Origin of the sequence: Cohnella ginsengisoli (assembly GCF_029525555.1) — a bacterium.
In the GTDB taxonomy this organism is placed as follows: domain Bacteria; phylum Bacillota; class Bacilli; order Paenibacillales; family Paenibacillaceae; genus Cohnella; species Cohnella ginsengisoli.
In genome coordinates, this window is sequence record NZ_JAPDHZ010000002.1 from 1,039,229 (window position 1) to 1,063,528 (window position 24,300).

19 protein-coding genes and 2 pseudogenes are annotated in these 24,300 nt (G+C 59.4%); 3 read left to right on the plus strand and 18 right to left on the minus strand.

Going from position 1 to position 24,300, the window contains the following annotated elements:
* Window positions 1–177: 177 nt before the first annotated feature.
* The 6 genes from OMP38_RS36600 to OMP38_RS05195 all read right to left on the minus strand — a co-directional run bounded on the left by OMP38_RS36600 (window position 178) and on the right by OMP38_RS05195 (window position 7,225).
* Complete coding sequence (locus OMP38_RS36600) at window positions 178–996, minus strand: helix-turn-helix transcriptional regulator (RefSeq protein ID WP_277564157.1); 819 nt, start codon at window positions 994–996, stop codon at window positions 178–180.
* Between the two features lie 4 nt (window positions 997–1,000).
* Window positions 1,001–1,900 carry a response regulator gene (locus OMP38_RS05175; protein ID WP_277564158.1) on the minus strand — a complete coding sequence of 300 codons (900 nt, stop codon included), beginning with the start codon at window positions 1,898–1,900 and terminating at the stop codon, window positions 1,001–1,003.
* Complete coding sequence (locus OMP38_RS05180; RefSeq protein WP_277564159.1) at window positions 1,897–3,639, minus strand: sensor histidine kinase; 1,743 nt, start codon at window positions 3,637–3,639, stop codon at window positions 1,897–1,899. The genes OMP38_RS05175 and OMP38_RS05180 overlap by 4 nt, the downstream gene beginning before the upstream one ends.
* 37 nt (window positions 3,640–3,676) lie before the next feature.
* Window positions 3,677–4,540, minus strand: coding sequence for a carbohydrate ABC transporter permease (locus OMP38_RS05185; protein ID WP_338130407.1), 864 nt, complete (start codon window positions 4,538–4,540; stop codon window positions 3,677–3,679).
* 17 nt (window positions 4,541–4,557) lie between these two features.
* Window positions 4,558–5,469, minus strand: a complete 912-nt coding sequence (locus OMP38_RS05190; RefSeq protein ID WP_277564160.1) for an ABC transporter permease — start codon at window positions 5,467–5,469, stop codon at window positions 4,558–4,560.
* A 250-nt stretch (window positions 5,470–5,719) separates the two neighbouring features.
* Window positions 5,720–7,225 (minus strand): extracellular solute-binding protein, encoded by a 1,506-nt coding sequence (locus tag OMP38_RS05195; protein WP_277564161.1) that lies wholly within the window; start codon window positions 7,223–7,225, stop codon window positions 5,720–5,722.
* A gap of 217 nt (window positions 7,226–7,442) precedes the next feature.
* Here OMP38_RS05195 and OMP38_RS05200 point away from each other — a divergent pair, with 217 nt between their 5' ends.
* The 3 genes from OMP38_RS05200 to OMP38_RS34425 are packed head-to-tail and all read left to right on the plus strand — an operon-like array spanning window position 7,443 to window position 10,914.
* The gene (locus tag OMP38_RS05200) at window positions 7,443–9,458 is read left to right on the plus strand and encodes a beta-galactosidase (protein WP_277564162.1); all 2,016 of its coding nucleotides are present in this window, start codon (window positions 7,443–7,445) and stop codon (window positions 9,456–9,458) included.
* 27 nt (window positions 9,459–9,485) lie between these two features.
* Window positions 9,486–10,463: an alpha-L-fucosidase gene (locus OMP38_RS05205; RefSeq protein ID WP_338130408.1), complete on the plus strand. Its 978-nt coding sequence runs from the start codon at window positions 9,486–9,488 to the stop codon at window positions 10,461–10,463.
* A 16-nt stretch (window positions 10,464–10,479) separates the two neighbouring features.
* Window positions 10,480–10,914: a discoidin domain-containing protein gene (locus OMP38_RS34425; protein ID WP_338130409.1), complete on the plus strand. Its 435-nt coding sequence runs from the start codon at window positions 10,480–10,482 to the stop codon at window positions 10,912–10,914.
* 274 nt (window positions 10,915–11,188) lie between these two features.
* Here the strand turns inward: OMP38_RS34425 and OMP38_RS05210 are convergent, their stop codons facing one another.
* The 12 genes and pseudogenes from OMP38_RS05210 to OMP38_RS35585 form a co-directional block, all read right to left on the minus strand.
* Window positions 11,189–13,168: a beta-galactosidase gene (locus OMP38_RS05210; RefSeq protein WP_277564163.1), complete on the minus strand. Its 1,980-nt coding sequence runs from the start codon at window positions 13,166–13,168 to the stop codon at window positions 11,189–11,191.
* A 257-nt stretch (window positions 13,169–13,425) separates the two neighbouring features.
* On the minus strand, window positions 13,426–13,851 hold the full coding sequence (locus OMP38_RS05215; protein ID WP_277564164.1) for a hypothetical protein: 426 nt from the start codon (window positions 13,849–13,851) through the stop codon (window positions 13,426–13,428).
* 76 nt (window positions 13,852–13,927) lie between these two features.
* On the minus strand, window positions 13,928–15,214 hold the full coding sequence (locus OMP38_RS05220; protein ID WP_277564165.1) for a hypothetical protein: 1,287 nt from the start codon (window positions 15,212–15,214) through the stop codon (window positions 13,928–13,930).
* 304 nt (window positions 15,215–15,518) lie between these two features.
* Window positions 15,519–17,090 carry an extracellular solute-binding protein gene (locus OMP38_RS05225; protein ID WP_277564166.1) on the minus strand — a complete coding sequence of 524 codons (1,572 nt, stop codon included), beginning with the start codon at window positions 17,088–17,090 and terminating at the stop codon, window positions 15,519–15,521.
* A gap of 116 nt (window positions 17,091–17,206) precedes the next feature.
* Window positions 17,207–18,205: a hydroxyacid dehydrogenase gene (locus OMP38_RS05230; protein WP_277564167.1), complete on the minus strand. Its 999-nt coding sequence runs from the start codon at window positions 18,203–18,205 to the stop codon at window positions 17,207–17,209.
* Between the two features lie 4 nt (window positions 18,206–18,209).
* Window positions 18,210–19,250 carry an alpha/beta hydrolase family protein gene (locus OMP38_RS05235; protein ID WP_277564168.1) on the minus strand — a complete coding sequence of 347 codons (1,041 nt, stop codon included), beginning with the start codon at window positions 19,248–19,250 and terminating at the stop codon, window positions 18,210–18,212.
* Between the two features lie 126 nt (window positions 19,251–19,376).
* Window positions 19,377–20,486, minus strand: coding sequence for an agmatine deiminase (gene aguA / locus OMP38_RS05240; protein ID WP_277565173.1), 1,110 nt, complete (start codon window positions 20,484–20,486; stop codon window positions 19,377–19,379).
* Window positions 20,487–20,689: 203 nt separating this feature from the next.
* Window positions 20,690–21,190, minus strand: coding sequence for a class II aldolase/adducin family protein (locus OMP38_RS05245; RefSeq protein ID WP_338130470.1), 501 nt, complete (start codon window positions 21,188–21,190; stop codon window positions 20,690–20,692).
* A 295-nt stretch (window positions 21,191–21,485) separates the two neighbouring features.
* A pseudogene (locus tag OMP38_RS05250) lies at window positions 21,486–21,980 on the minus strand (class II aldolase/adducin family protein); the annotation flags it as partial.
* Window positions 21,981–22,078: 98 nt separating this feature from the next.
* Window positions 22,079–23,200 carry a Ger(x)C family spore germination protein gene (locus OMP38_RS05255; protein ID WP_277564169.1) on the minus strand — a complete coding sequence of 374 codons (1,122 nt, stop codon included), beginning with the start codon at window positions 23,198–23,200 and terminating at the stop codon, window positions 22,079–22,081.
* On the minus strand, window positions 23,197–23,889 hold the full coding sequence (locus OMP38_RS05260; protein ID WP_420869623.1) for a GerAB/ArcD/ProY family transporter: 693 nt from the start codon (window positions 23,887–23,889) through the stop codon (window positions 23,197–23,199). Before OMP38_RS05260 ends, OMP38_RS05255 begins: the two co-directional genes overlap by 4 nt.
* Window positions 23,792–24,292 (minus strand): annotated as a pseudogene (locus tag OMP38_RS35585) (GerAB/ArcD/ProY family transporter); the annotation flags it as partial. The gene OMP38_RS05260 and the pseudogene OMP38_RS35585, both read right to left, overlap by 98 nt.
* Window positions 24,293–24,300 lie beyond the last annotated feature (8 nt).

The following is a 24,300-nucleotide window of genomic DNA, read 5'->3' on the forward strand; positions in this document are numbered from 1 at the left end:
GTAGCACGGCTTTGCTGTAACGTTGCTTTTATCGCCACCAAACGCTTCTGCCGCTCATCCTACCTCTGCAGCCGCGCATTTCTCGCTTACAGTAGCACGGCTTCGCTGCAACGGTGCTTTTATCGCTTACAGACGCTTCTGCCGCTCATCCTACCTCTGCAGCCGCGCATTTCTCGCTTACAGTAACGCGGCTTCACTGTAACGTTGCTTTTGCGAGGCTGCAGAGTTTCTTAACGTCCGCCAGTCCAAAATGCTCGACAGGAGCCCGCTTTTTACGAAATCGCGGCGTATGAGTCCGGTACCGTCTTCCCGGCCTGCATTTATTCCCTGAACTCCTGCGGCGTTACCCCGAAGCGGTCCTTGAACACTTTGATAAAATACGTCGGATTTTTGTAGCCCAGCAGTCCCGCCACTTCGTAAATTTTGTATTTGCTGTCCTTCAGCAAAAAGACGGCTTTGTCCATTCGCAGCCGGAGCACGTAGTCGGATATATTTTCGCCGGTCTCTTTTTTTGAACACTTTGGACACGTGCGTCGGGTGCATGTACACCTGATCGGCGATCGCCTGCAGCGACACGTCCTCAGACAAATGCGTCTGAAGAAAACGCTGAATCTGATGGACCAGCGAATGACGGGATTCGGACATCTCCGCATTCAACTCTTCCTGCAGCTTGTCGAGCATGCCCAAAGCCCAATAGGAAAGCTCGCCGATTCCTTTGAAATCCGACGCCTGATGAAGCCGATAGTCCGCCAGCATCCTTCCGTTTTTGTGCACGAAATAGGAGAACGCCGCCTTGAGCGCATATTCGATCTCGGACAGATGCTCGCCCGAGCCGCTGTATTTGGCTCTCCACTCCCCGAATATAGCTTCGAGCTTCTCCCTCGCGGCGGACCAGCTGCCTGCCTCGAGCAGGTGCGCGAATAGGGGCGGCGTATATAACGAAGCGACGATGTGGGGAGACGCCTTAGCCTGGTCCTCGCCCAGCCGGACGACCACGTCGCTATCGGAGCCGATCTGCGCGCGGATCGTAGCGACGCAGCGCTGGTACAGTTCCCCCCAGGCTGTCGGGAAAAACGCCCGCGGGAGACAGTACGATGGATACGGTCAAACGCAGCAGCCGGCTGACGATTCGTCTCGCCTCGTCCGCGAGCCGCTCAAGCGGCTCCGCATGCTCCTGCTCCGGGCTATGCCGGACGACGAACAGCAGGTGCCCGTACAGATCTTCGCAACTCCAGCTGCCGTAGCCGTCTCCCAGCAATTCTTCCACGATATTGGCGACGGCAAAGCCCATCACCGGCATATCCGATATGCCGTAACGCTGCTCCCTGTCTTCAATCCGGACGAGGATCAAAGCGGTCTCGTCGCCGACGCGAACCGGTATGTCATAAAGCGCCAGCTCCTCCGCCAGCTTGCGATCGTGCCACGGACGGCCTTGGATCAGATTGTTCAACAAATTGGCGCGAAGGACGGGGCGGTTGCGATGAACCATCGCCTGCGACTGCACGAGGGCGCGCATCTGCTCCTGTTCGGCGAGCAGTCCCTCGATCGCCTCCCTGACGTTGGCCAGCAGTTCCTCGTCCTTGACGGGCTTGAGCAAGTAATGGGATACCTTGTGCTTCAGCCCTTCCTGCGCATACTCGAATTCCGCATGGCCGGTCAGGAGCATGCAGACCGTGCGCGGCCATCGGCTCTTGATCGCGCCGATCAGTTCGATGCCGCTCATGCCGGGCATGCGAACGTCGGTAATGACGAGATCCGCGGGCTCCTGTTCCATGACGCGAAGCGCCTGCTTGCCCGAATACGCGGCGCTCAGATTCGTGACGCCGACTTCGGACCAGGGCAAGCTCTCGGTCATGCTCTCGACGAGATGCTCTTCGTCGTCCACGATCAACAGCTTCAATGCGGCTCCTCCTCCTCTCTCCAATACAACTCCGCCCTCAGGCCGGATTCGGCGTTGATGGACAGACGCAAGCCGGATTCGGCGCCATACCGAAGCCGAAGACGCCGATGCACGTTGACGAGTCCGCAGCTCTCCGACCGCTCGTCGAGCGGACTTGCGAGCAGCAGGTTCAAGCGATTGAGCGATTCGGCCGTCATCTTGCCGCCGTTGTCTTCCACGGACAGTGAGCAGGCGCCGTCGATCCGCCGGCCCGTTAACGCGATCGTGCCGATGTCTTCCAGCGCTTCGATGCCGTGGATCAGGGCGTTCTCCACGATCGGCTGCAGGATAAGCCTCGGAACTTTAAGCTCAAGCATGTCCTTTTCGACATGGATCTCGTAGCGGATGCGATTCATCCGCATCCGGTGAATGCTCAGGTAGTCGGCCGCATTTTTAAGCTCCTCGCCGAGCTTGACCTGCTGGTTTTGAACCCGGGTCGAATACCGGTAATAATCGGACAGATGATAGGCCATTTCCAGCACGGCGTCTTTTCTCTCCAGCTTGGTCATGTTGATGATATAGGACAAGCTGTTGTACAAGAAGTGGGGATTGATTTGCGACTGCAGTTGCTTGAGCTCGGCCTCGCGCGCATGAAGCTTTTGCTCCAGCACGTTTTCGATGAGCCGCTGAATCTCGTCCGCCATCTCGTTGAACCGGGAGATGATAAGCCGGAATTCATTGTTGACCTTCAGCGGAATTCGGGACTTGTACTGTCCCATCTTGATCTTCTGCACGCCTTTGACCAGCTCGCGCAGCGGCACCTGGACGTTGCGGTACAGTACCCAGGCCACGGCGATGCCGACGATGAGCAGCAGGGCGTATACGAGATAGGAAAAACGATTCGTCGTCCGCAGCGGCGTCAAAATGTCGGACAACGGAACGAGATTGACCACGTACCCCTGCAAGGACGCCACCTCGGAATACGTCAACAAATAAGAAATCCCGCCCGCGGCGAGCGTGATGTCGCCCTGCGGCGACAAACGCGCCGTCCCGAGCGCGGATATCGCTTCCGCGAGCAACGCCGGCGGGCAAGCGCTCGACGCCAGCGAGGCGGCATTCGGTTTGTAGAACAGCACGTCGCCGCTTCCCTGCGCCTCGAACATATTGAGCATGCGCACGATATTGTTCCGGTCGAAGCTGATCTCGACGATCGAATTGGCTTTGGACATGTCCGCTTCCGCTTCGTAAGGCTCGACCGTGACGAGCGATAGCTGCGGCGCGTTCCCTGCGCCGTCGTCTGCCGAAGGAAAATTCCAGCCGCCCTCCGAGAGCTTCCGCAGGCGCACGGGATCGTACGTTTTGCCGCGGGCGGTCGAGATCGTCTGACCCGTCCGGGGCGAATATACCGTGACCTCCTGCGTCCAGTCCGTCGAAGCGACCTGCAGGTACAGCTTGTCCTGAATGATTTTTTTGCGGCTGATTTGCTCGTAATCGCTGTAGTTCAGCAGCGACATATCCTGAAATTCGATGACGTTCGGGTCCCGGAGCAAGACGCGGGAGAACGTCTCGAGCTGCATAAAGATGTTGTCCATCTGCGCGGCGAGCGTCGACAGCTGTCCGATGCTCGACTGCTTGATCTGCCGGGTCATGACCTTCTCGTTAATGCTGTGGGAATAAACCGAGAGGATCAGGACGGGCAGCAGCAAAAAAATCAGAGAGCCGACCAGCTTGGAGAAGAGACTGCGTTCTTTGTGGCTCATTCGCTTCGGCTCCCGCATTTTTCGCCCATTTTATTCTTTAACGGCGCCCATCGTCAACCCGTGCACGAAAAACCGCTGCAAAAAAGGGATACACAAGCAAGATCGGGAGCGCCCCGATGAGAATCTGCGAGGACCGAACGGTTCTCTCGGATAGAATCTGCAGTTGGGACGGATCGATATTCGTATTGCGCATGTCTCCGCTCTGAATAATCGTCTGGAGAAACGTCGCAAGCGGGTATTGGCGGTAATCGGTCATGTAGATCAAGCCGTCGAACCAGGAATTCCAGTGCCACACCATCGCGAACAGCGACAGCGTAGCCAGCGACGGCAGCGACAGCGGCAGATAGATCCGCGTCAGCGAGCGCATATAGCCTGCGCCGTCGATATAGGCCGCCTCCTCGAGCTCCTTGGGAATAGCTTTGAAAAATTGCATCATCAATATCGTGTTGTACACGTTGACGGCCGAAGGAAGAATGAGCGCCCATAGCGTGTTCGTCAACTCAAGCTTCGTCACGACCAGATAGGTCGGGATCAAGCCGCCGTTGAACAGCATCGTAAATACGAAAAACCAGGAATAGAACGATCTGCCCGCAAACGAACGCGACAGCACGAATGCCGCCGACACCGCGAGGATCATGGACAGCGCCGTGCCGGCGACCGTCCGCTCCGCCGACAGCAGGAGCGACCGCAAAAACAGCGGATTGGCGAGCGTTCTCGCATAGGCCTCCGCCGAGAAGCCGACCGGCCAGAAATAAACCTGATTGGCCATCGCGGCCGAGCTGGAGCTGAAGGATACCGCAGCCACGTGAATGAGCGGCAGGATGCAAAGTACCGCGATCGCGGCCAAAAGCGCCGTATTGAAGCCGGAGAACCAGCGATAACCTAATGTATTGCGATACATATCATCAGCCGCCTTTCTTAAAAGATCCGATAATTGCCAAACCGGTAAGCCAGTCTGTATGCCGCCACGATCAGCACGAAACTGACTGCCGATTTAAACAAGCCGACGGCTGTCGCAAAGCTGAAAGAGCCGTTCATCAGTCCGACGCGGTAGACGAACGTGTCGATAATGTCCCCTTCGCGATACACGAGCGGATTGTACAGATTAAATATTTGATCGAAGCCCGCGTTCAAAATATTGCCGAGCGACAACGTCCCGACAACCAAAATAACGGGTACGAGCGCGGGCAGCGTGACATGCAGCGTCTGCTTGAGGCGCGTGGCCCCGTCGATCTCGGCGGCCTCGTAGAGCGATAGGTTGATGCCGGTCAAAGCAGCCAGATAGATTATCGTAGAGAAGCCGAATTCCTTCCATACGTCGCTGACGACGACCGTGAACCGGAACCAGTCGCCGTCTCCGAGGAAAAAGACCGGATCGAGCCCGATGCCGGACAACAGCTGATTGACGATCCCTTTGTTGCCGAGAATGTCCGTCAATATGCCGCCCAAAATGACCCATGAAAGAAAATGCGGGAGATAGACGAGCGTCTGCACGGACCTTTTAAAGAAAAGCGCGCGCACTTCGTTCAGCAGAAGCGCAAACAAAATCGGAACCACGGCGTTGGCCGCGATCTTGAGCGATGCGATCAAAAACGTGTTCCAAATCACCTGCGTGCTGTCTGGATAGGTGAACATATAATGAAGATGCTTCATGCCGACCCATGGCGAATCCCAAAAGCCAAGCCGCGCCTTGTAGTCCTTGAAGGCCATCAGCAGCCCCGTCATGGGCGCGTAGTTGAATACGAGCAAACAAACGACCGACGGCAATATGAGCAGATGAAGCGGCAGCTGGCGAGCCAGCCTCACGCTGCTTTTTCTCCCTTCACGCATCCCGTATCGCCTCTTTTTTTGGGCCAACGGCGACAGGCCTTACGCGTCGATTGCACCGCAAGGCCTGCCACCGGAAAAGCCTGTTATTTTTTAACCGAATCGAACCACGCGTTCACTTCTTCGGTGATCTTCTCGCCGCCCGACGAATTCCACTTGCTTACGAAGCTGTCGAACGAATCGGGGGGATTCCTGCCCGTAGATGATTTTCAAAAAGGTTTCGTTTTCCATTTTGCGCAGGAGCTCGCCCTTTTCAGCCATCGTCGGCGTCGGCGGTCCCGTAAACTGATCGTACACGGCAGCCTTGTCCAGATAAGTTTCCAGCACGGCCGCGGCTTCCGCCCACTTCTTCGGCCTCGCTGCGAAGTACTTCTCGTAAGGCGTTTCCGGCGCTTCGCCTCGGCCGAGCTTGGCCATCACTTCGAGTTCCTTTTTTTGGCGTCTGAATATCGTTGCCGTATATCGTATATTTCTTGACGTCGACGAATCCGCCCGGAATTTTATCCGAATCGTAGACCGGCTTGCCGTCGATCATCGTATAGTCATAGCCTTCCGCCCAGCCGTTGGCGAATTCCGACGACGGATCGTAGAAGCCCGGACCCATGATCGCGTCGAGATATTGGAACAACACGTCCATATGCTTGAAGTCCTTGTTGAAGTAGAAGCGCACGGACGATTGCGGCTCGCTGCCGAAGCCCATCTGCCCGTCGATTCCCGCCGGGATCGGCACCGCCTTATAATCGAACTTCATATCCGCGTTAAACGGCCAGGTCGCCATCCAGGTCGGTCCGAATACCATGCCCGATTTGCCCTGGACGAAGCTTTCCGCCGCCTTGGACTCGTCCATCGCGCCTGCGTCCTTGTCCAGGTAACCTTTTTTCATCCAATCGCTGAGCTTGACCAGTCCCTGCTTGACGCTCGGCTGAATCGAGCCGTACTGCAGCTTGCCGTCTGCGCCTTCCGTCCAGTATGTCGGCACGGCGGTATGCCCGAACAGGAAGTCGCTGGATACCATAAACGTATCCTTTACCGCGCTGACGCCCTTTTTCAGCGACAGCGACAAGCCGATCGTATCCTTCTTGCCGTTGCCGTCGGGATCCTGGTTGACGAACGCGTCCATGACCTTGTCCATATCCTCGATCGTCTTGGGCGCCTGCAAGCCCAGCTTGTCCAGCCAGTCCTGACGGATCCACAGCACGCTGAACGAGCTGTTGGCATTAAAGGTAGGCAGTCCGTAATGCTTGCCGTCATAGGAGACGGTATTCCAGATCTCGGGATATTGGGCGTACAGCTCCTTGAGTCTCGGCGAAGCGTATTGATCGAACGCTTCCGTGATATCCATGACCTTGCCTGAATCGACCACCTGGTTTTCCAGCGTCGGATCGTTCAGCGTAAATACGTCGGGCAGCTTGCCGTTCGAATTCAGCAGCAGGCGCAGCTTCGTCGTATAGGCTTCGCCCGTGCCGACCGACCAGTCCACCTTGAAGTCGATGCCGAACTTTTCTTTGGCCCACCTGGTGTGAACATTATCCTCGATCGTCTCGCCGTTTTTGAATTTGTTGTCGGAGCCGACCACGCGGCCGAGCGAGATCGTGACGTCCTGCGGCGCGCTCTGGCTGCTGGCTCCCGCGGTCTGCGACGCCTCGCCCGAAGACGGATTCGCCGCCGTGTTCGATTTTGCGTTGCAGCCTGCGGCTGACAGCATCGCGACGGCGACGGCAAGCGCGGCCCACGACTTTTTCTTGAAGCTCTTTTTCATGCAACGGCCTCCCTTTTGATGATTCATGATGTAGTATAGCGCCGGCGCGCAAAGCGGATATATATCAAAAAAAGAGAGATTTATATCACTTTATTGGTCGATATCAAAAACCTTCATTTTCTTATATCATTGCGATTTATATTATATTTCTTGCGGAAAAATTTAAGATTATGATTACTTTCATATTTCAAAATTCTTATATGGCGGTGATATAAAGTTGTTATATGCAGGCACGAACTACCATCCGCACGATTGGCCGCGGGAACGGTGGCAGCGCGATATCGACCTGATGAAGCAGGCCTCTTTTAATATGGTTCGGCTCGGCCACCTGTGCTGGGATAGCTTTGAACCGTCCGAGGGAAAATATACCTTTGAATGGTTCGACGAGGTCATGGACCTGTTCGCGGCGGCCGGCATCCGGGTCGTGCTCGACATCGCGACGAGGCCGGCGCCGACCTGGCTGCATAAAAAATATCCGGAGATCGATCTGACGGACGCCGGCGGCAATCGGATGGAAGCGCTGACCCGCTATATGGAAGACGTCGGCCATCCGGTCTTCCAGGAATACGCCTACAAATTCGCCGAGACGCTCATCGTTCGTTATCGCGACCATCCGGCCCTTTACGCGTTCGGCTTGTGCAACGAATTCGGCTCGGGCTCCCCTTCCTTTTCGATCGCTGCAAGAGATCGTTTCCAGAACTGGCTGGCGGACAAATATGGGACTGTCGACCGTCTCAACCGCGCGTGGGCGACGCAGCGATGGTCCCGCAAACTGAACAGCTTCCGCGATGTCGCGCTTCCGGTCTCGGGCTCGATCAAGGGAGCCCCGGAACGGCTGCTGGACATGTGGCGGTTTTATTCCGACGAGACGCTGGCCTTTATGCATGGCCTGAGCCGCCTCGTCAAACGGCTTGCGCCGTCCGCCAGGGAGACGACGAATCATTGGTCCGAAAACCCCGGCTACGGCTTCGACTATTTGAAGCAATACGGCGACATCATTGATCTGCCCGGCATCGGCTTCTATCCGGGCACCAATCCCGAAGACAGGCGGGCGCTTACTGCGGCCTGCTTCTTCATGGATCATCGAATCGGCGAGCTCGGCAGGCCGATCTGGTGTCTTGAATTCCAGACCGGCGACTTCGGCGGGTACGGCTCGCCGCGCAAAGCGATGCGCATGTATGCGTATCTGTCGCTTCTTCACCGGGCGCAAGCCGTTTGCGCCTGGACGTGGCGCTCCATGCTGGGCGGCGAAGAGCAGTACGTATTCGGCCTGGTCGACCACGACGGCGAACCAGGCTGGAAGTATGGCGAATTCAAGCAGATCGCGGAGGAGTTCAGCCTGCTGAAGGAGCGCGGTCTCCCCCGCAGCGTTACGCCCGACGTCGCGATCGCCTATTCCTTCGAGAGTCTCAAGGTCGCGGCCGGCAACCCGAGCTACTACAAGACGGATTATACCGACCAGGTGCTACAAGCTTACGAGACCCTCGAGCTTGCCAATCTAGACTGCAATATCGTGAATCTGCGCGAGCTGCGCCTGAATTACAAGCTGCTCGTCGTTCCCGGACATGTCATGATGGACGACGCTTCGGCCGCGACGATTCGCGCATTCGTCGAACGCGGCGGCACGGTTGTCATGACGGCCTACTCGGCCAAAGTCAATGCGCACAATCAGGTGTTCGATACGGCGCTGCCGGGCGCGCTAAGCGACGTCTTCGGCATCCGCGCCGGCGCGTTCGTGCGCACGCGGAGCCATACGCCGAGCGAGAACGCCGGCGGGCTGGAGAAAACCGAGCTGCGCCTGGAGCGAGAACGACCGATCGTCGCCTTCGGGGAGCGGGAGTACGAGCCGCCGATCGACTATTACGAGATCGTCGAGACGAGGACGGCCAGCGCGGCGGCCAGCTTCGTCAACACGCTCGAGCGTTCCCCCGCGATCACGCGGAACCGGTACGGCAAGGGCGAAGCGATCTATGTCGCCGTCCCCGCCAGCACCGCGATCCTCCAGCCGCTTCTGGCGTCGTTGTACGCTTCGCTCGGCATCGAGCCCGGACCGGCCACGCCGCCCGGCGTCGCGGCGCGCATGTTGGAAGACGGCTCGACGCTGTACGTGAACACGACCGGCGAAGACCGGACGGTGACGCTTGCGCGTCCGGGCAAGGGACTGCTGTCCGGCGCGCAGTACGACGGCAAGCTCACGCTAAGCGCTTATGAAATCGATTTGCTGACAACCTGATCCTAAATATAAAGGAGCTCGATCCTCATGAACGATACGATTCGAAAAGCGGCGTTCGTCGCGCCCTCTTCCCGGCAGTTGGCCTGGCAGCGGCTGGAATTTTATTCTTTCATTCATTTCGGCATCAACACGTTCACGGACAAAGAGTGGGGACTCGGCGACGAGGAGCCCGCCTTGTTCAACCCGGCGGCGTTCAGCGCCAAGCAGTGGGTCGACGTCTGCAAGTCGGCAGGCATGCGGGGATTGATCCTGACCTGCAAGCACCATGACGGCTTCTGCCTGTGGCCAAGCGCCTATACCGAGCATTCCGTCAAGAACAGCCCTTGGCGCGAAGGCAAGGGCGACCTCGTCCGCGAGGTCGCGGAGGCTTGCCGGGAAGGCGGAGTCCGGTTCGGCGTCTACCTGTCCCCTTGGGACAGGCACGACCCGCGGTACGGGACCGACGAATACAACGAATATTTCAAAAACCAGCTGCGCGAGCTGCTGACGCAATACGGAGACGTCTTTTGCGTCTGGTTCGACGGCGCGTGCGGCGAAGGGCCGAACGGTCTGAAGCAGGTTTACGACTGGGACGGCTATTACGAGGTCATTCGCGAGCTGCAGCCGGAGGCGGCGATCTCCGTGTGCGGACCCGACGTCCGCTGGTGCGGCAATGAAGCGGGCCATACGCGGGAATCCGAATGGAGCGTCGTGCCGGCGCATCTTCAGGATATCGAGAAGATCCAGGAGAAATCGCAGCATGAAGACGACGGCGCCTTCTCCCGTCTCGTCCGCTCCCAGGACGACAACCTGGGCGGCAGAGACGCGATCCGGGACGCCGGGCAGCTCGTCTGGTATCCGGCCGAAGTCAACACGTCCATCCGTCCGGGCTGGTTCTATCACGCCCCGGAAGACGACCAGGTCAGGAGCGTCGACACGCTGCTGGACATTTACTATAAATCCGTCGGCGGCAACGCCACCTTTCTGCTCAATCTGCCGCCGGACAAACGGGGGGCTCATCCATGAAAACGATGCGGCGAACATGGCCGAGCTGGGCCGGGTGCTGTCCGCCACCTTCAGCCGCAATCTGGCGTCCGGCGCCTATGCGAGCGCAACCGAAGAGGCGGACGACCTCTACGCTGCCGGGCGCATCCTTGACGGCAGCGCCGACACTTACTGGCGTCCGCGGGAAGGAACGGAGCAGGCGTCGATCGTCGTCGAGCTTCCGCAGGAAGCGACGTTCGACACGATCGTGCTTCAGGAGCACATCCAGTCGGGTCAGCGCATCGAACAATTCCGCATCGAAGCCGAGCGGGAAGGCCGCTGGCAGCCGCTTTACCGCCATACGGTCGTCGGCTACAAACGCATTTGCCGGTTTCCGGAGACGGCGGCCAAGCGGCTGCGCCTGACGATCGAGGCGTCCCGCTGGTGCCCGACCCTTTCCGCGTTCGAGGTGTATCGGAGCACGAAGAACTGATTGGAGCCGCTTTGGCAGCTGTCTGCCGAACCGCCTGCGAGAGCGCGCGTCGTACCTAAGTCGCAGTCATCGCCGTCACCTGGTTGAACGTTGAAAGACCCTCGCGCGTCTCGCACTTCCAGTGCGTCGCGTGAGGGCTTTTTTCATTTCGCCGTGCACATATCCGAAGCTTGGCGGGTGCGGAATACCTGTCGGCGGCACCTCCGCCAGCCGGTCGATGAGCACGCCGGTTCGATAGGTCAGCCGATCGCCGCCCGACTACGCTTAGTGTTGCTTAAGTCCACGCCACGATCTCGACGCCGTACGGCTCCAGCGTCAACGCCGGTCCAACTCGCGATTCGTTGAGCAGGCTCTCGAACGTCCCGCCGAGCGCGACCTCTTGCCGCTGCCGGCTCAGATTGAGCACGAACAAATAGCGCTTCTGTCCTTTGCTTCTAACGGAGATTTGCACGCCCTCGGGCAATCCGTCCAGGCGCGTCAGTCCGATCTCGTCGGCAAGCGCGCGGAACAGCTCGATATAATAACGCTCTTCGGCGATCGTACCGATGTATACGATCCGGCCCTTCCCCAGCTTGCGGACCGTCACGGCCGGCTGTCCCGCGAAAAAGTCGTCGTCGTACCAGGCGATCGGCTCCGCTCCCGCCGGCGTCAGCAGATCGCACCATTGGCTGCAAGCGTAGGAATTCCCGTGCTTGTCCACCATTGAATGAAGTTCGCCGCCGATCGGATCGTACTCCGATACGGTGACGCCCGCCGCTTCGGCCAGCGGTCCGGGGAGCGGCCGAATCCAGCAGACGTTGTTGTCGTTTTTGACGCCGGTGCGGTTCGTCAGGATCAGCGTCGCCCCGTCCCGCGCGCAATCTTCCAGATGCTTCGCCCGCTCCTCGTCCAGCAGGTAAAGGGACGGCGCGACGATCAGGCGATAGCCGCTCAAGTCTTCGGATGCATTCACGGCATCCGTCAAGATGCCGAGCTTCGTCATAGCGCGGTGATACAGCTTCAGGTTGTCGAAGTAGTCCATGCCTTCGGCCTGCGGCTGAATCTGGAAGGCATTGTACAGCTCATGCGAATGCAGGATCGCCGCTTCGCCCGCTACCTCGGAGCCGTCGAGCGTCCCGGACAGCCGGTTGACCTCTTCGCAAAGTCCGGCGTACTCCTCGTACCGCCGGCCAGGGACGTTGCTATGATCGATCAGGCCGTGCCAAAATTGTTCGGCGCCGACCGGCGCGCTCCGCCATTGAAAATGAACGACCGCCTCCGCCCCTCTGGCGATGCACTGCCAGGCAAAGGCGCGTATGAAGCCGGGCTGGGGCGTTCGCCACATCGGAAACCAGCAGCCCGGCGGCCCGCTGATCGTCTCCATGATCCAGAAGCCGCGGCGCTTGATCCCGCGCGCCAGATCCAGCGTGAGCGCGCCGCCGTAGCCGCTGCTAACCGATTTTTCTTTGCTCGTATTCGGATAATAATCGAGGGACGCGAAGTCCAGGGGCGCGCATAACCGGTAATAATCCAGCGCCATCGGATAGCTCCAGATGTTGTGCGTTACGAAATGACCGGGGCAAAACTCCCGCAGCACGTCGAGCTGAAGCTGCTGGAAAGATACGACCGAATCCGTCTCGAATCTTTTCCAGTCGAGGAGGTATGACGGATTTTTGAACGCCGTGCCGCCGAGCGGCGGCTTGAGCTGCTCCCATTCGCTGTACGTCCCGCTCCAGACGACCGTGCCCCAGGCGCGATTCAGCGACTCGAGCGAGCCGTACTTGTCCTTCGCCCATTCGCGGAAGCGAGCCTCGCAATGCGGGCAGCAGCATTCGTTCAAGCCGAATTCGTTGTCGATTTGCCAGCCGATGACCGCCGGATGCCCGGCATATCGCTCCGCCATTTTCCTTACGATGGTCTCGGAGAACCGGCGCATGGAAGGGCTGTTGTAGCAGCGATGCGCGCGAACGCCTGCGAAGCGCGTCTTGAGGTGAACGTCGACCGGCAATACGTCGGGATACCGGTCCGTCAACCAGTTCGGCGGCGTGCAGGTGGGCGTACCGAGGACGACCTGAATGCCCTGCTCGTGAAATAGACCGACGGCCTCGTCCAGCCAGGCAAAATCATAGACGCCTTCCTTCGGCTCGAGCAGCGACCAGGCGAATTCCGCCAGGCGAACGACCCGGATGCCGGTCCGCGCCATCAATTCCGCATCCTTCTCCCACATGGCGCGCTCCCAATGCTCGGGATAATATACGACGCCCATCAAAGTCATTTTTTTGAAGCCTCCCCCTGCTCGCGTATTTTATCAGTACATCATAGCGGATGTCGGCAAGCTGCGATATGCCGCATTATTCAACTGGATATAAAAATATGAAAGCGGCTTAAATGCCTCGCAACGATCCGGATGACCGGATGGCCGTATGGTATACTGAACGAAAATGCAAAAGGCTGGAGGGTATAAGCACGATGTCCAAGCTGACGCTCGCTCGCGGGTTACTGTCGTAGCTTCTCCTCGATCGGCGTTCTGCTTCAGATGACTCTGAACATGCCGTACAGCAAGGGTTGCAGCGGGATTTCAAATACGGATTCCCGCTGCCCCGACATGGACGCGGTCCACGACTTGCCGGTTCTAAGGTCGATCAGCTTGCGTCCGCTCCCGTCCACGTGCACCTTGACCTTTTCCTGGCGGTCGTGGAAGGAATCCAAGATAAATGTGTCATTGTCGTAAAGGAAAATCGAAACGCGGCCGCCGCATTCCAGGTAAATTTTCAAATCGCTCATCAAGTACTGACGGATGGTCGTCAACACTTCTTTAGGGAATCGACTCCATTCGGCGTAATCGTCCGGCGCGGTCAACGCGTAAACCGTTCCGTTCCCATACTTGCTTCTTAGCAAGACGGGGAAGCAATTGTCGAGCTTGCGAAGCGCGATCAGGCAATCAGCCGCATTGCTCATATATTCGATCGCCGGGAGAAGGACGCTGCTGCCGCTCCAGTAATAGCCGCTGAATGCCGCGCCGTCGGATACGAATTCATTCGAACATACTTTTTTGATCCGTATACCTCGCGGATGTCAGCTCTTCGACCCCCCGGCCCTGCATCCTCTGCAGGAAGCCCGATGTCATGCAAATATCTCCGCCCTTCAGCAAATGACCTTTCAGCTTATCGATGACGGCCGCATCCGTCGCGCTCGCAGCCGTGACAAACACAAGACCGGACGTGTCCGGGAACGCGTGGGTCGGCTCAAACGCGATCCCGGCCATTCCCAGATGATCGTACAGATGATTGTCGCCGCGGGCATGGAAGGGCTCGTACACCGCGATTCCGACCGGTTGCCCGGCCATGCCGACGACCTGGTCCAGACGTTCAAGCTCGTATCCCAGAGCCGGAATATGAACGGTATCGATGAGCCAGCTGTAGCAGAAAAGCGTCAATTCTTTCCCTTTTGCAAACAGCGTTAAATGGGCCTGCTCCAGAAAGTAGGAAATATGCGGCATGCTGCCGAGCGAATCGATCCATCCGCCCGCATGATGACCGGGTTTCAGCTTTTCAACCCAGCGCATCAGCGAATAGCTGCCGTACCTTGGCAAGCTCTGTGCCGAATGGTTCGCGTCCCGGGTTTCCGTACCGGTGTATACCTGATCGAAAATACGTGCCTGCGTCTCCGGATTATATCCCGTTTCCTGATACGATTCATGCCAGTTCGGATATTTGATGATCATGTTGACGTTCGGATTGACGGCTTTGGCTGCCCGTATCACGATTTTCTCAGACACGTCCGTCATCAATTCCAAACGAAAATCCGCCCAGCTTCGATCCCCTTTGGCCGCAATGCAGCCGGCGCACGTGCAATTGGTGAAAAAGAAGTCGTCGATTATAATCTCGTCGAACAAGGAAGCGGAAAATGCGACCGTTTGCGCCAACAGGTCCAGGTCTTCTTTTGTCGTGTAGCATAGCATCGAGATAGCGCGTTTGTAGCCGTCTTCGATGGGCGACGTCTCGCTGCCGAGGATCGTGCCGCCGCTGCCGTATACGCCGGTCTCATCGATCAACGGTTTGTTTTTCGTCGTCTTCATGAGCGTCGTCGTGATCGCGCCGGATGTTGCGATGCCTTTGTCGTTAAAAAACCGCTTCAAGGCATTCAGCCTCTCTGCGGATACGTCCATATCGTCCCGATGCGTTTCCAAGTAAACTTTTGCGCAATGCAGATGCTTTTCGAAAAAACGAAAGTTCCGCTCGTAATGCTCCGCGGTCCCCATGCTTTCGATGCAACGGGTCGTGAAGTACAAGGCGACATTAAAGTTGTCGTAAGCGTTCATCTGCATCCCTCCTGTGTCCATGCGGAGGAGCCGCTCCATAAGGAACAGCTCCTTTGCAACGAATGATTACACTTCAATGGGCTCTCTCCCTTTGAAAGCTTCGAATCATAGATTTCTGCCGGTTTATAACTACTATATATAAAATAAAATGTAAGATATATATAAATATCATCGTCGCTTTCTTTTCAGCCGTAGCGCAAACTTCTTTGACGGATATAAAGAAATGAAGGTATACCTTTACGATCGGCGGAAGGCCCTGCACTGCTGTGTCCGCTGCCCCCTGTCTGGCTTGCATGCAGCGCTATCAATCTTTCGCATCTGCGCCACCCTGCCTACCTTCACGCCTAACGTCGTTGTATGTTCGGCAGGGTGAAGCGTGTGATGCTCCGTGATTCGATACGTTCGGCGCAAGAAAAAAACCGCCTCTCGGCGGTCGTGCGAGCCATCGCGGCTCGCGTTTGTTAAACAGGGAAAGCCGGCCGGTCATGAAGAGCGTCCTTCCGCCTCGATCTTGTCGCAGAACGCCTCCTCCGACAGCAAGCCGGAAAGATACAGCATGACCTCGGGCAGAAAGCGGCTCCATTCCCGCTCCTTCAGGCCGAGGGCGTCGGCGAACCTGAACGTCGGAATGATCTCGCGGTACATGCCGAATCGGGAAGGCCGAGGCGCTCCTCCGTCTGAACCTTGGACGGCGGGTTCGTCGATCGCCCCTCTCGAAGCGGGCAAACTGAGCGTATCGCGTCCGATGATCGCCTGGGCGGCCGGACCCGTCAAGTACTCCGCGAGCAGCCGCGCCTCCGCCGCCCGGGGCGAATGCCTGTTCACGGCGAGGCCGATGGCGATGACCAGCGTGACCGGATCCGCGAGCCGGGGGGAGCGGGGCGATGTCGTAAGCGATGTCGGCCTGACGAAGCGCGTTCAGGCCGTAATACGTCGTCAGCATCATCGACAGCTTGCCCTGCGCGAACAGCGCCTCGACGCGGAAGCCGGCATCCCGCTCGGACATGAGCGGCGCCATCCGGTCCATGACGATCTCCTTGTAGCGGCGAATGCCCGCAAGCATCAGCGTATCATGCATGCGAAGCCGGCCGGCGGCGTCCCGTTCGGCCTTGGCGCCGTTCTGCAGCAGAAATACGGCGAGACGGTTGCGCTGCGTGGCCGAAAAATGAAAGCCGGCCCGCTCCTGGGGCACCGTGAGCCGATCCGCGGCGCCGAGCAGCTCATCCCAGCCCCAACCGCTGTCCGGCTCCCACATGTCCCGTTCGCGGAAGTGCTCCCGGTTGTAGCACAGAATCGTCGGGCTGAACGTAAAGGGCTTCGCGAGCAGCGCGCCGCCGGACGACATGGCGTCGGCCAAAAACGGATAGCACTCCGGATCCCCTTCGAGCGGCAGCAGTAAGTCCGCGTCCCCCGTTTCTCCGAATGCCCGCAATTCGGCATCGTTCAGCGTCAGCACGTCGATCAGCCCGTGCGCCAGGTACGGCTTCAGCACTTCCGGGTCGTGGCCCGGCAGCGTGACGTCCTGCACCCGGATATGCGGATACATGGCTTCGAAGCCGGCCAGAAGCGCCCTTAGTGCCGACTCCTGCAGCGTCGATCCGTGATGTCCGAGCTTGACGATGACGCGTTCCGGCTCGCTGCGCTGCGCGACGACGCTGCCGATCCGCGGCTTCTTCTCGATCAATCCCTCCGCCGCCAGCTCGGCCAGCACGTCCCGCACGATTTTATTGCTAAGCGCAAACCGGTCCGACAGGTCCTTCTCCGAAGGCAGGAACTCTCCCGGCCTGCGGACGCCTTCGAGGATGTCCTGCCTCAGGCGGCTCTTCATCTCTTCCTGGCGGATTCGGAACGTTTTGCGGCTCTGCTTCGTTTTCATCGCGATCTCCCTGCCGCTTCTAAAGAAATAAAAACGATTGCCGTACCCGCGGGCGAGTCGGAATCCGATGTTCTTCTTATCTTAGTTGCACGCTTCGCGCAGTGTCAATACGACTGTTAGGCCAGCCTGAACAGCTGGGACACGTCGACCTCTCCCTGGAGCGGCGTGCCTGCCGCGTATCGCTCGACCTCGCTCGCGATATAAGCGCCGATCCGCCGCAGGCCGTTGTTCTCGGCGCCCGCAATGTGCGGGAGCAGCGTAACGTTGGGAAGCGAGCGGAACGGATGATCGGCAGCGGGCGGCTCGGGGTCCGTGACGTCGATGCACGCCCACAGCCGTCCTTTGCTTAGCTCCGCCGCCAGCGCCTCTTCGTCGACGAGCGAGCCGCGCGCCGTATTGATGAGGATCGCGTCTTCCTTCATCAGGCCGAGCGTGCGCGCGTTCATCATGCGATCCGTCTCCGGGATCGACGGCGCATGGATCGAGACGACGTCCGAGCCGGTCAGCAGCGCGTCCAGATCGGCCTTCTCCGCGCCCATGCCGGCGATATCCGCTTCGCTCACGAACGGATCGTAGACGAGCACCCGAACTTCGAACGCCTGGAGCAGCTTGATCAAGTGGCGGCCGGACAGCCCGGCCCCGATAACGCCGACGGTCACTTCATACAGCTCGCGCACGCGCTCCCGCTGCTTGTCCCATTCGCCTTCCCGCGTATTGCGGGCCAACTGCCACATATTCTTGAGCGATACGATGGCGAGACCAAGGGCCGTTTCCGCTACTCCGCGGGCCAGCGCTTCATTCGCCGTGCCGAGGCGGACGCCGCGGGCGGGCAGCGCCGGGCTCAGGATCGGCTTGACCGTGCCTGCGGCGTGCAGGGCGATGCCCAGATTCGGGCAGCGGTCGAGGATGGACGCGTCAAGCGGCGGGCAGCCCCAGGACGTGATGATCACGTCCGCGCCTTCGGCCAGCTCGGCCGCGCGCGCCGGCGTCGGGTTGCCGACCGTGTCGTTGACGACGAGCTCGCCGAATCGCCGGATTCGCGCCAGGTGCGCTTCGGTAAAGATGCGGTCCGTAAAATGACGGCTTTGCAGCATGACGATTTTCAACGGGTTCATCGGATCATTCTCCTTCTTTGTCCAGCCAGCGGTCCAAGAAACGGTAAGCCAGCAAGCGAATCTCTTCGGGAAAATCGTGCTTGCCCTCGCCGAGATAGAACCGGAACCGGTCCTCCCGGCCGAGCAGGCCGTACAGCTTCGCGAGCTCCCCCATCCCTTCGGCGACCGAGCGCCAATGCGGGAAGATGGCATCCTGCTGGCCCGCGTAGTTAAAGAACGGCACTGGCGCGCAGAGCGCGGCGATCTCGTGGAAGTCGAAAGGGATCCGGTCCTCCCGCAGATCGGCGCTCACCTTCGGGATATGCGTATACGGATACGACCGGTAGCCCCAATGGTCCGGGTGCGGATCGCCCGCGAAAGGGCTGAAGCCGCAGCTCGATACGACGGCGCGGACGCGATCGTCCAGGCCGGCCAGAAAATACGCGTTGTAGCCGCCGAAGGAATGGCCGATCGCGCCGATCGCGCGGCGGTCGACGAACGCGAGCGACTCCAGGACGTCGATGCCCTGCATGTGATCGGTCGCGTTTTTGGCGACGGTCGACCATTCCGGGTACGCCTCGTAAAACGCGGTGCTGTCGAATGCCGGATAGCCGGGATATATCCGCTCTCCCGCCGTGAGCGCGTCGGGCGCGAGCACGACGTACCCGCGAAGGACAAGCTCGACGGCATAGCCGCGATTCGGCCGGCCCGGGACGATCGCGATGTCGTCCTTGCCGATCTCGTGCGTCGGATGAAGCGCCAGGACGGCCGGGTAGCCCGACGACGGACGGGCGCCGCCCGCAGGCGCGGCGGGCACAAGGAGGTAAGCGGGGACCGTGTCTCCGTATGCCGTGTCGTACTCGACGCGGTGACGGGAATAGCCGTGCTCCTCCGTCGCCGACAAATACCGCAGGGCTGCCGGCGGCCGCTCCGGCAGCGTCCCGATATAGGACAGCCACGTCTCGCGAATCCGCTTCCGCTTTTCCATCCATTGGGTCTTGTCGGCAATGCCGGCCAGCAAGGGCGGCAGGCCGGTTTTGTTTACTTGGGATAAAATATAGGACATGGGGCGCAGGCTCCTTTTTTCGCCGAATGTTCTTCCATTAACTTATATCTGGATTACAATACAGACATTATATCCTGCGGAAAAGTGTCGGTCAATCGTTTTATAAGTTAGATATACACCACAAAATCATTCACGATTTCCCGCCGGCACCTGCTGCGTAATGCAATGAATATTGCCCCCGCCGAGCGCGATCTCCCGCGTATATAGCTGCACGATTTTGCGGCCCGGAAAAAGGGCGGCGAATCGCGCGTGCGCCTCTCTGTCGCGGCGATCGCCGAAGGCCGGGAGAATCAAGCCCCCGTTGCAAAAATAAAAGTTGATGTACGACGCGGAAAGACGCGTGCCCGGCGTGCGGCCGAAGCTTTGCGCGGCGCGGTCGATCGTCCGGCACTCCGACGCGGACAGCACGATCGGGTCGGGCAGCGGGATTCGCTCGATATGCAGGCGTCGTCCCCGCGCGTCAGGCTGCGCCTCGAGCGCAGCCTCTGCCTCGCGAACGATCTCGTACTGCGAATGGCCCGGATCGTCCGTCCACGCCAGCAAGACGATTCCGGGCGCGGCGAAGGCCGCCAGCTCGTCGACATGGCCGTCCGTCTCGTCGTCGGCGAGCCCGCGCTTCAGCCAGACGATCCGCCGGACGCCAAGGCATCGGCCGAGCCGCGACTCGATCTCCGTCCGGGACAGCCGGGGATTGCGGTTCGGATGGAGCAGGCACTGCTCGGTCGCGAGCAGCGTGCCTTCGCCGTCCGCGGAGACGGCCCCGCCCTCCATGATGAAGTCCCGGACGTCGTACCTGTCTTTGCCTTCGATCTCGAGCACCTTCTGCTTCGCAAGCTGGTCCAGGTCCCAAGGAAAGTACAGGCCGCCGTTCAATCCGCCCCACGCATTGAAGCCCCAATCGATGCCGCGAACCTCGCCGGTCGCGTCGTTTTTCACGAAGGTCGGGCCGATGTCCCGCATCCAGGCGTCGTTCGAGGACAGCTCGACGACGCGGACCTTATCCGGCAGGATGCGGCGGACATGCTCATAACCGCTCCCGTTCACGCCGATCGTGACCGGCTCGAAGGACGCGATCGCCAGCGCCACGCGCCTATAGGCGTCCTGTGCGGGCTTCGCGCCCAAGCGCCAGGTATCGGTCCTCGTCGGCCATAGCATCCAAGTGCCTGCGTGCTTTTCGAATTCGCCCGGCATGCGGTAGCCGTCCGCCGCAGGCGCGCCCCGCCAAGTTTTGACCATGCTCCAGCACCTCGCCCATGAAGCAAGCCGCTTGAGGCGGCCGCCTTTTCCTACTCCATATTCGCAGGAAGGCGAGCCGGTCACACGCGCGTCGCGGATCTGCGTGCGGCCTGCGCGCACGGGCAAGAAAACGCAAAAAACGCTAACGGAGCGAATGTCTCCGTTAGCGCGATGAATTCGGCGAGGCCTTGGACAGATCGACGCTACAGCCCGAACGCCCGCTCGATGTCCCGGATGCTGTCGTCGTCCATATGAACGATGGCGCCGAGATTCGCCGCCTCGATGATCGACTTGGCGCTGTACTCCGCGACCTCCAGCCGGTCGAAGGCATTCAGCAGGCTGCTGCCCGTCGCGATGACGCAGTTGTTCTCGACGAGCGCGAGCGGCACGTCCGGCGCGAACCGCGCTGCCGTCTCCTCCGCCGACGCGTAGACGGATTCGAACGGCAGCTTCGGCATTCCGCGCAACAAAATATATGCTTCGGGAATCGTCTTCGACTCGAACGGACGGTCCGTCAGGGCGAACGCCATCGTGTAGGGCGAGTGGGCGACCAGCACCGAGCCTACGTGAGGCTGCTGCGCGTAGATCGCCCGGTGCAGCAGGACGGATCGGCTCGGCTGCTTGCCTTGCTCGACCGAGCCCTCCCGGACCAGCACGAGATCCTCGGGCTCCAGGTATTTTCGGTCCAGTCCGTGCGGCGTAATTAAAAAAGACGTCTTCCGACAGCTTCACGGAGAAGGTGCCTTGCGTGCTCGTGAACAGACGCTGCTCGTAGGAGCGGCGGATGAAGTCGCACATCCGTACACGCGCCTCGCGCTCCGCGGTCGGCATCGGATCGCGGCGCTGCGGGAGCTCGGGAAGCGAAGCCGCGGACGACGCGGCGAGCGCCTGCTGCGCAGCGGAGAGCGATCGCGGACGGCCGAAGCCGGCGGCCTGGATCTCCATGCGGGCGCAAAACTCCAGCGTCTCGAATGCCTTGTAGGCGTCCGCCAGGGAGTCGCCGCCGACGACGATGCCGTGGTTTTCAAGCATCACGCAGCGCTTGCCTTCGGCGAAGACGGCGGCGATGTTGGCGCCGAGCCGCGCGCTGCCGGGAAGCGCGTAGGGCGCGATCCCGACATCGCCGCAAATCTCGCGCTCGCCCGGCAGCATGTCGACGTTGGGAACCTTGCGCACGATGCTGAACGAGACGAGCGCGGGCGGGTGCGCATGCACGACGGCGCGCAGATCCGGCCTCGCGCGGTAGATCGCCTGATGAAAGGGAAATTCGCTCGAGGGCTTATGCAAGCCTTCATGGCTCCCGTCCGCGCGCACGCGCACGATGTCCTCCCTGCGCAGCGTCCCTTTGTCGACGCCGGCAGGCGTGATCCATATATCGCCGTCGTCGTCGAGGACGGACAGGTTGCCGCCGGACGTCGTCGTCATGCCGAACCGGTAGATCCGGCCGATCATCTCGAGAATTTGATCGGCAGGGGGGAGATTGTCGAATTTCATGAGAGTCCTCCTCTAAAGGACCGCTATCAGTCCTTTTACCCCACAAGCTTGCCACAATTTCCTCTCGCCGGCAATGACTTTCGTCACACCCGGCACGCTTAGGCGCTGGCGTCGATCAGTCTTCCGTAATCTCGGATCTTCACATCCGCGACGACTTTAATGTCCGCTTCCGCGAACGCTTGATTCCAATTTAACGCCTTCCAGTCCGCAAAACGCATCTTGTCGCGGACGAAGCTGCCTAGCCCGATCGCATCCGCCCCCGGTTTTTGCATTTCGCGGAACAGACGCCCGCACCGCTCGGCGACGTACTTTTCCATGGCCCTCTCGAGCGCAGGCTGGCTGGCGAGGTTGTTCATCTCCAGCAGCTCGTCGTATTCCATCAGAGAGCCCTTCAGCTTGAGCTCGACGACGATTCGGGCCGGCTTGTTCTTAATCGGATCCGGCAGCGACAAAATCTTAATCTTGCGTTTGCCGTTCACGTTGGCCAGCGAGAGGCCGCCCGTGCCGCGAGACGTCTCGACTTCGTCCATGAACAAAGAGACGTTCTTGGCATTTCCGCGAAGCAATGAAAAATACATCACGTCGTCCGTCTGTATCCTGGCAACGTACCGGTCCCGGACGAACAGCGCGATGCCCTTGACCTTCAGGCCTTGGTCGGTCTCGCCGACGATCGTCGCGACGGGTTCCGCGCCGTCGTCATAGTAATCCCGGAGAAACGTATGCAAATTCGTATCGAATTGCCCTCGGGTGGCGGGATCGGAACGCAAAAGGTTGTCGATATATTCGCCCATCGTGCCGCCTTGCGTGAATTTTCGACTGACGAAATGGCCGATGTCTCCCTCGCCGACGATCACATGCGTGCGAATGCCGATCGCGGGATCGCGAAAGACCGATTCCATCGGAAACCAGACGCCTTGGCGCGCCAGGGATTCTCCGAACATGACTTGCCTTAGTTGACCGAGCACGATTCGGCGATCGTTTTGCATGTCGAAATGGATTTTCGCCTGCTTGAAGCTCCTCGCGACGTCCGAATAGACGATGGCTTCGGTCTGGTTCGTTTTCGGTATGCTGATGGTGACCTTCATCGCTCTGTCCTGGCCCTCCGCCTGCTCGAGAATAATCGTGCGGGCGAATCCGATTTTTTCGAGTATTTTCTGATCCCCGCAGCCGCCGAGCAGCGCGACGAGCAACAGCCAACCGAACGCCTTGTTCCCTCTCATCGTCCTGATGCCTCCTTGGAGCCTTTGCCGCCCGCCTTGATGAGAATCATCAGCAGCAGCGGAAGGATGAACGCGACGCCGGTCTCCGCAAAGTACGTCAGGCGGATCAGCGCCGCGGCCTCGCGAAAGACCGACGGCAAGAAGCCGAGCGCGAACACCGCCGCCGCAAGCGGAAGCGCGAACCGCTTGGCATGGACGCGGGGCACCATGCGGCTGAGCGCGCTGCGGGCGGCGAACGCGAACATGACGGTCGTGACCAAGTTGGAGAACAAGAAGAAAGGAAAAACCAGATTTTCGACGCGGTTGATGAAGGGCATCTCGATATACTCCAGCGTATGGATGATCGGAAACTGCAGGATCTTCACTTCCTCGAAGCTGAAAAAACCGAACGATATCAAAATCGCTAACAAATTCGTTGACGTGATGATCGCATGGCCGGCAAAGACGCCCTTGAACAGCTTCGTCTTGGCGTCCGAGAAAGGAAACAGAAAAACGCACAGCTCGTACCCGATAAAAACGGCGTAGACATCCAGCAGGCCGGTTAAGGTGTGTCCGTTTTCCGTGCCCTGAAAGAAAAACGACGTGAACCGGTGAAAACTCCAGTCCTTGAAAAAAATAGGGCGCCAGCAGGACCAGCCAAACGGACAGCAGAAAAAAAACGGTAGAAGCCTTGACGATGCTGTAAAGATCCTTGCAAAGCAGCATGTATACGAGCAGGCAATATACGACGAAGATCAGCATCGGCGGGCTGGTCTGAAAGCTCAGCGTCTGGAACACCATCACGAAGCTTTTACCGGCGAACGCGCCGAGCCCGAGCCACAGGACGGACAGCAGCGCGTAGACCGGGTACAGGACGAGCTTGGGAAGGACGGCTTCGGAGATGTCGAACGCGGACCTTCCCTTTCCCGCCCGGTAGACGAGCCGATAGAGCCAGATATTAAACGCTGCGACGAGCGACAAGCCCAGGAACCCGAGCCAACCGTTCGTGCCGATATGGACGGCGACCATGCGGGGCAGCATGAGTACGGTCACGTCAAGCTCGATCATATAGATCAGGAGCGCCACATGAAATCCGTTCAGTTTTTCCTTCACGGGATGCC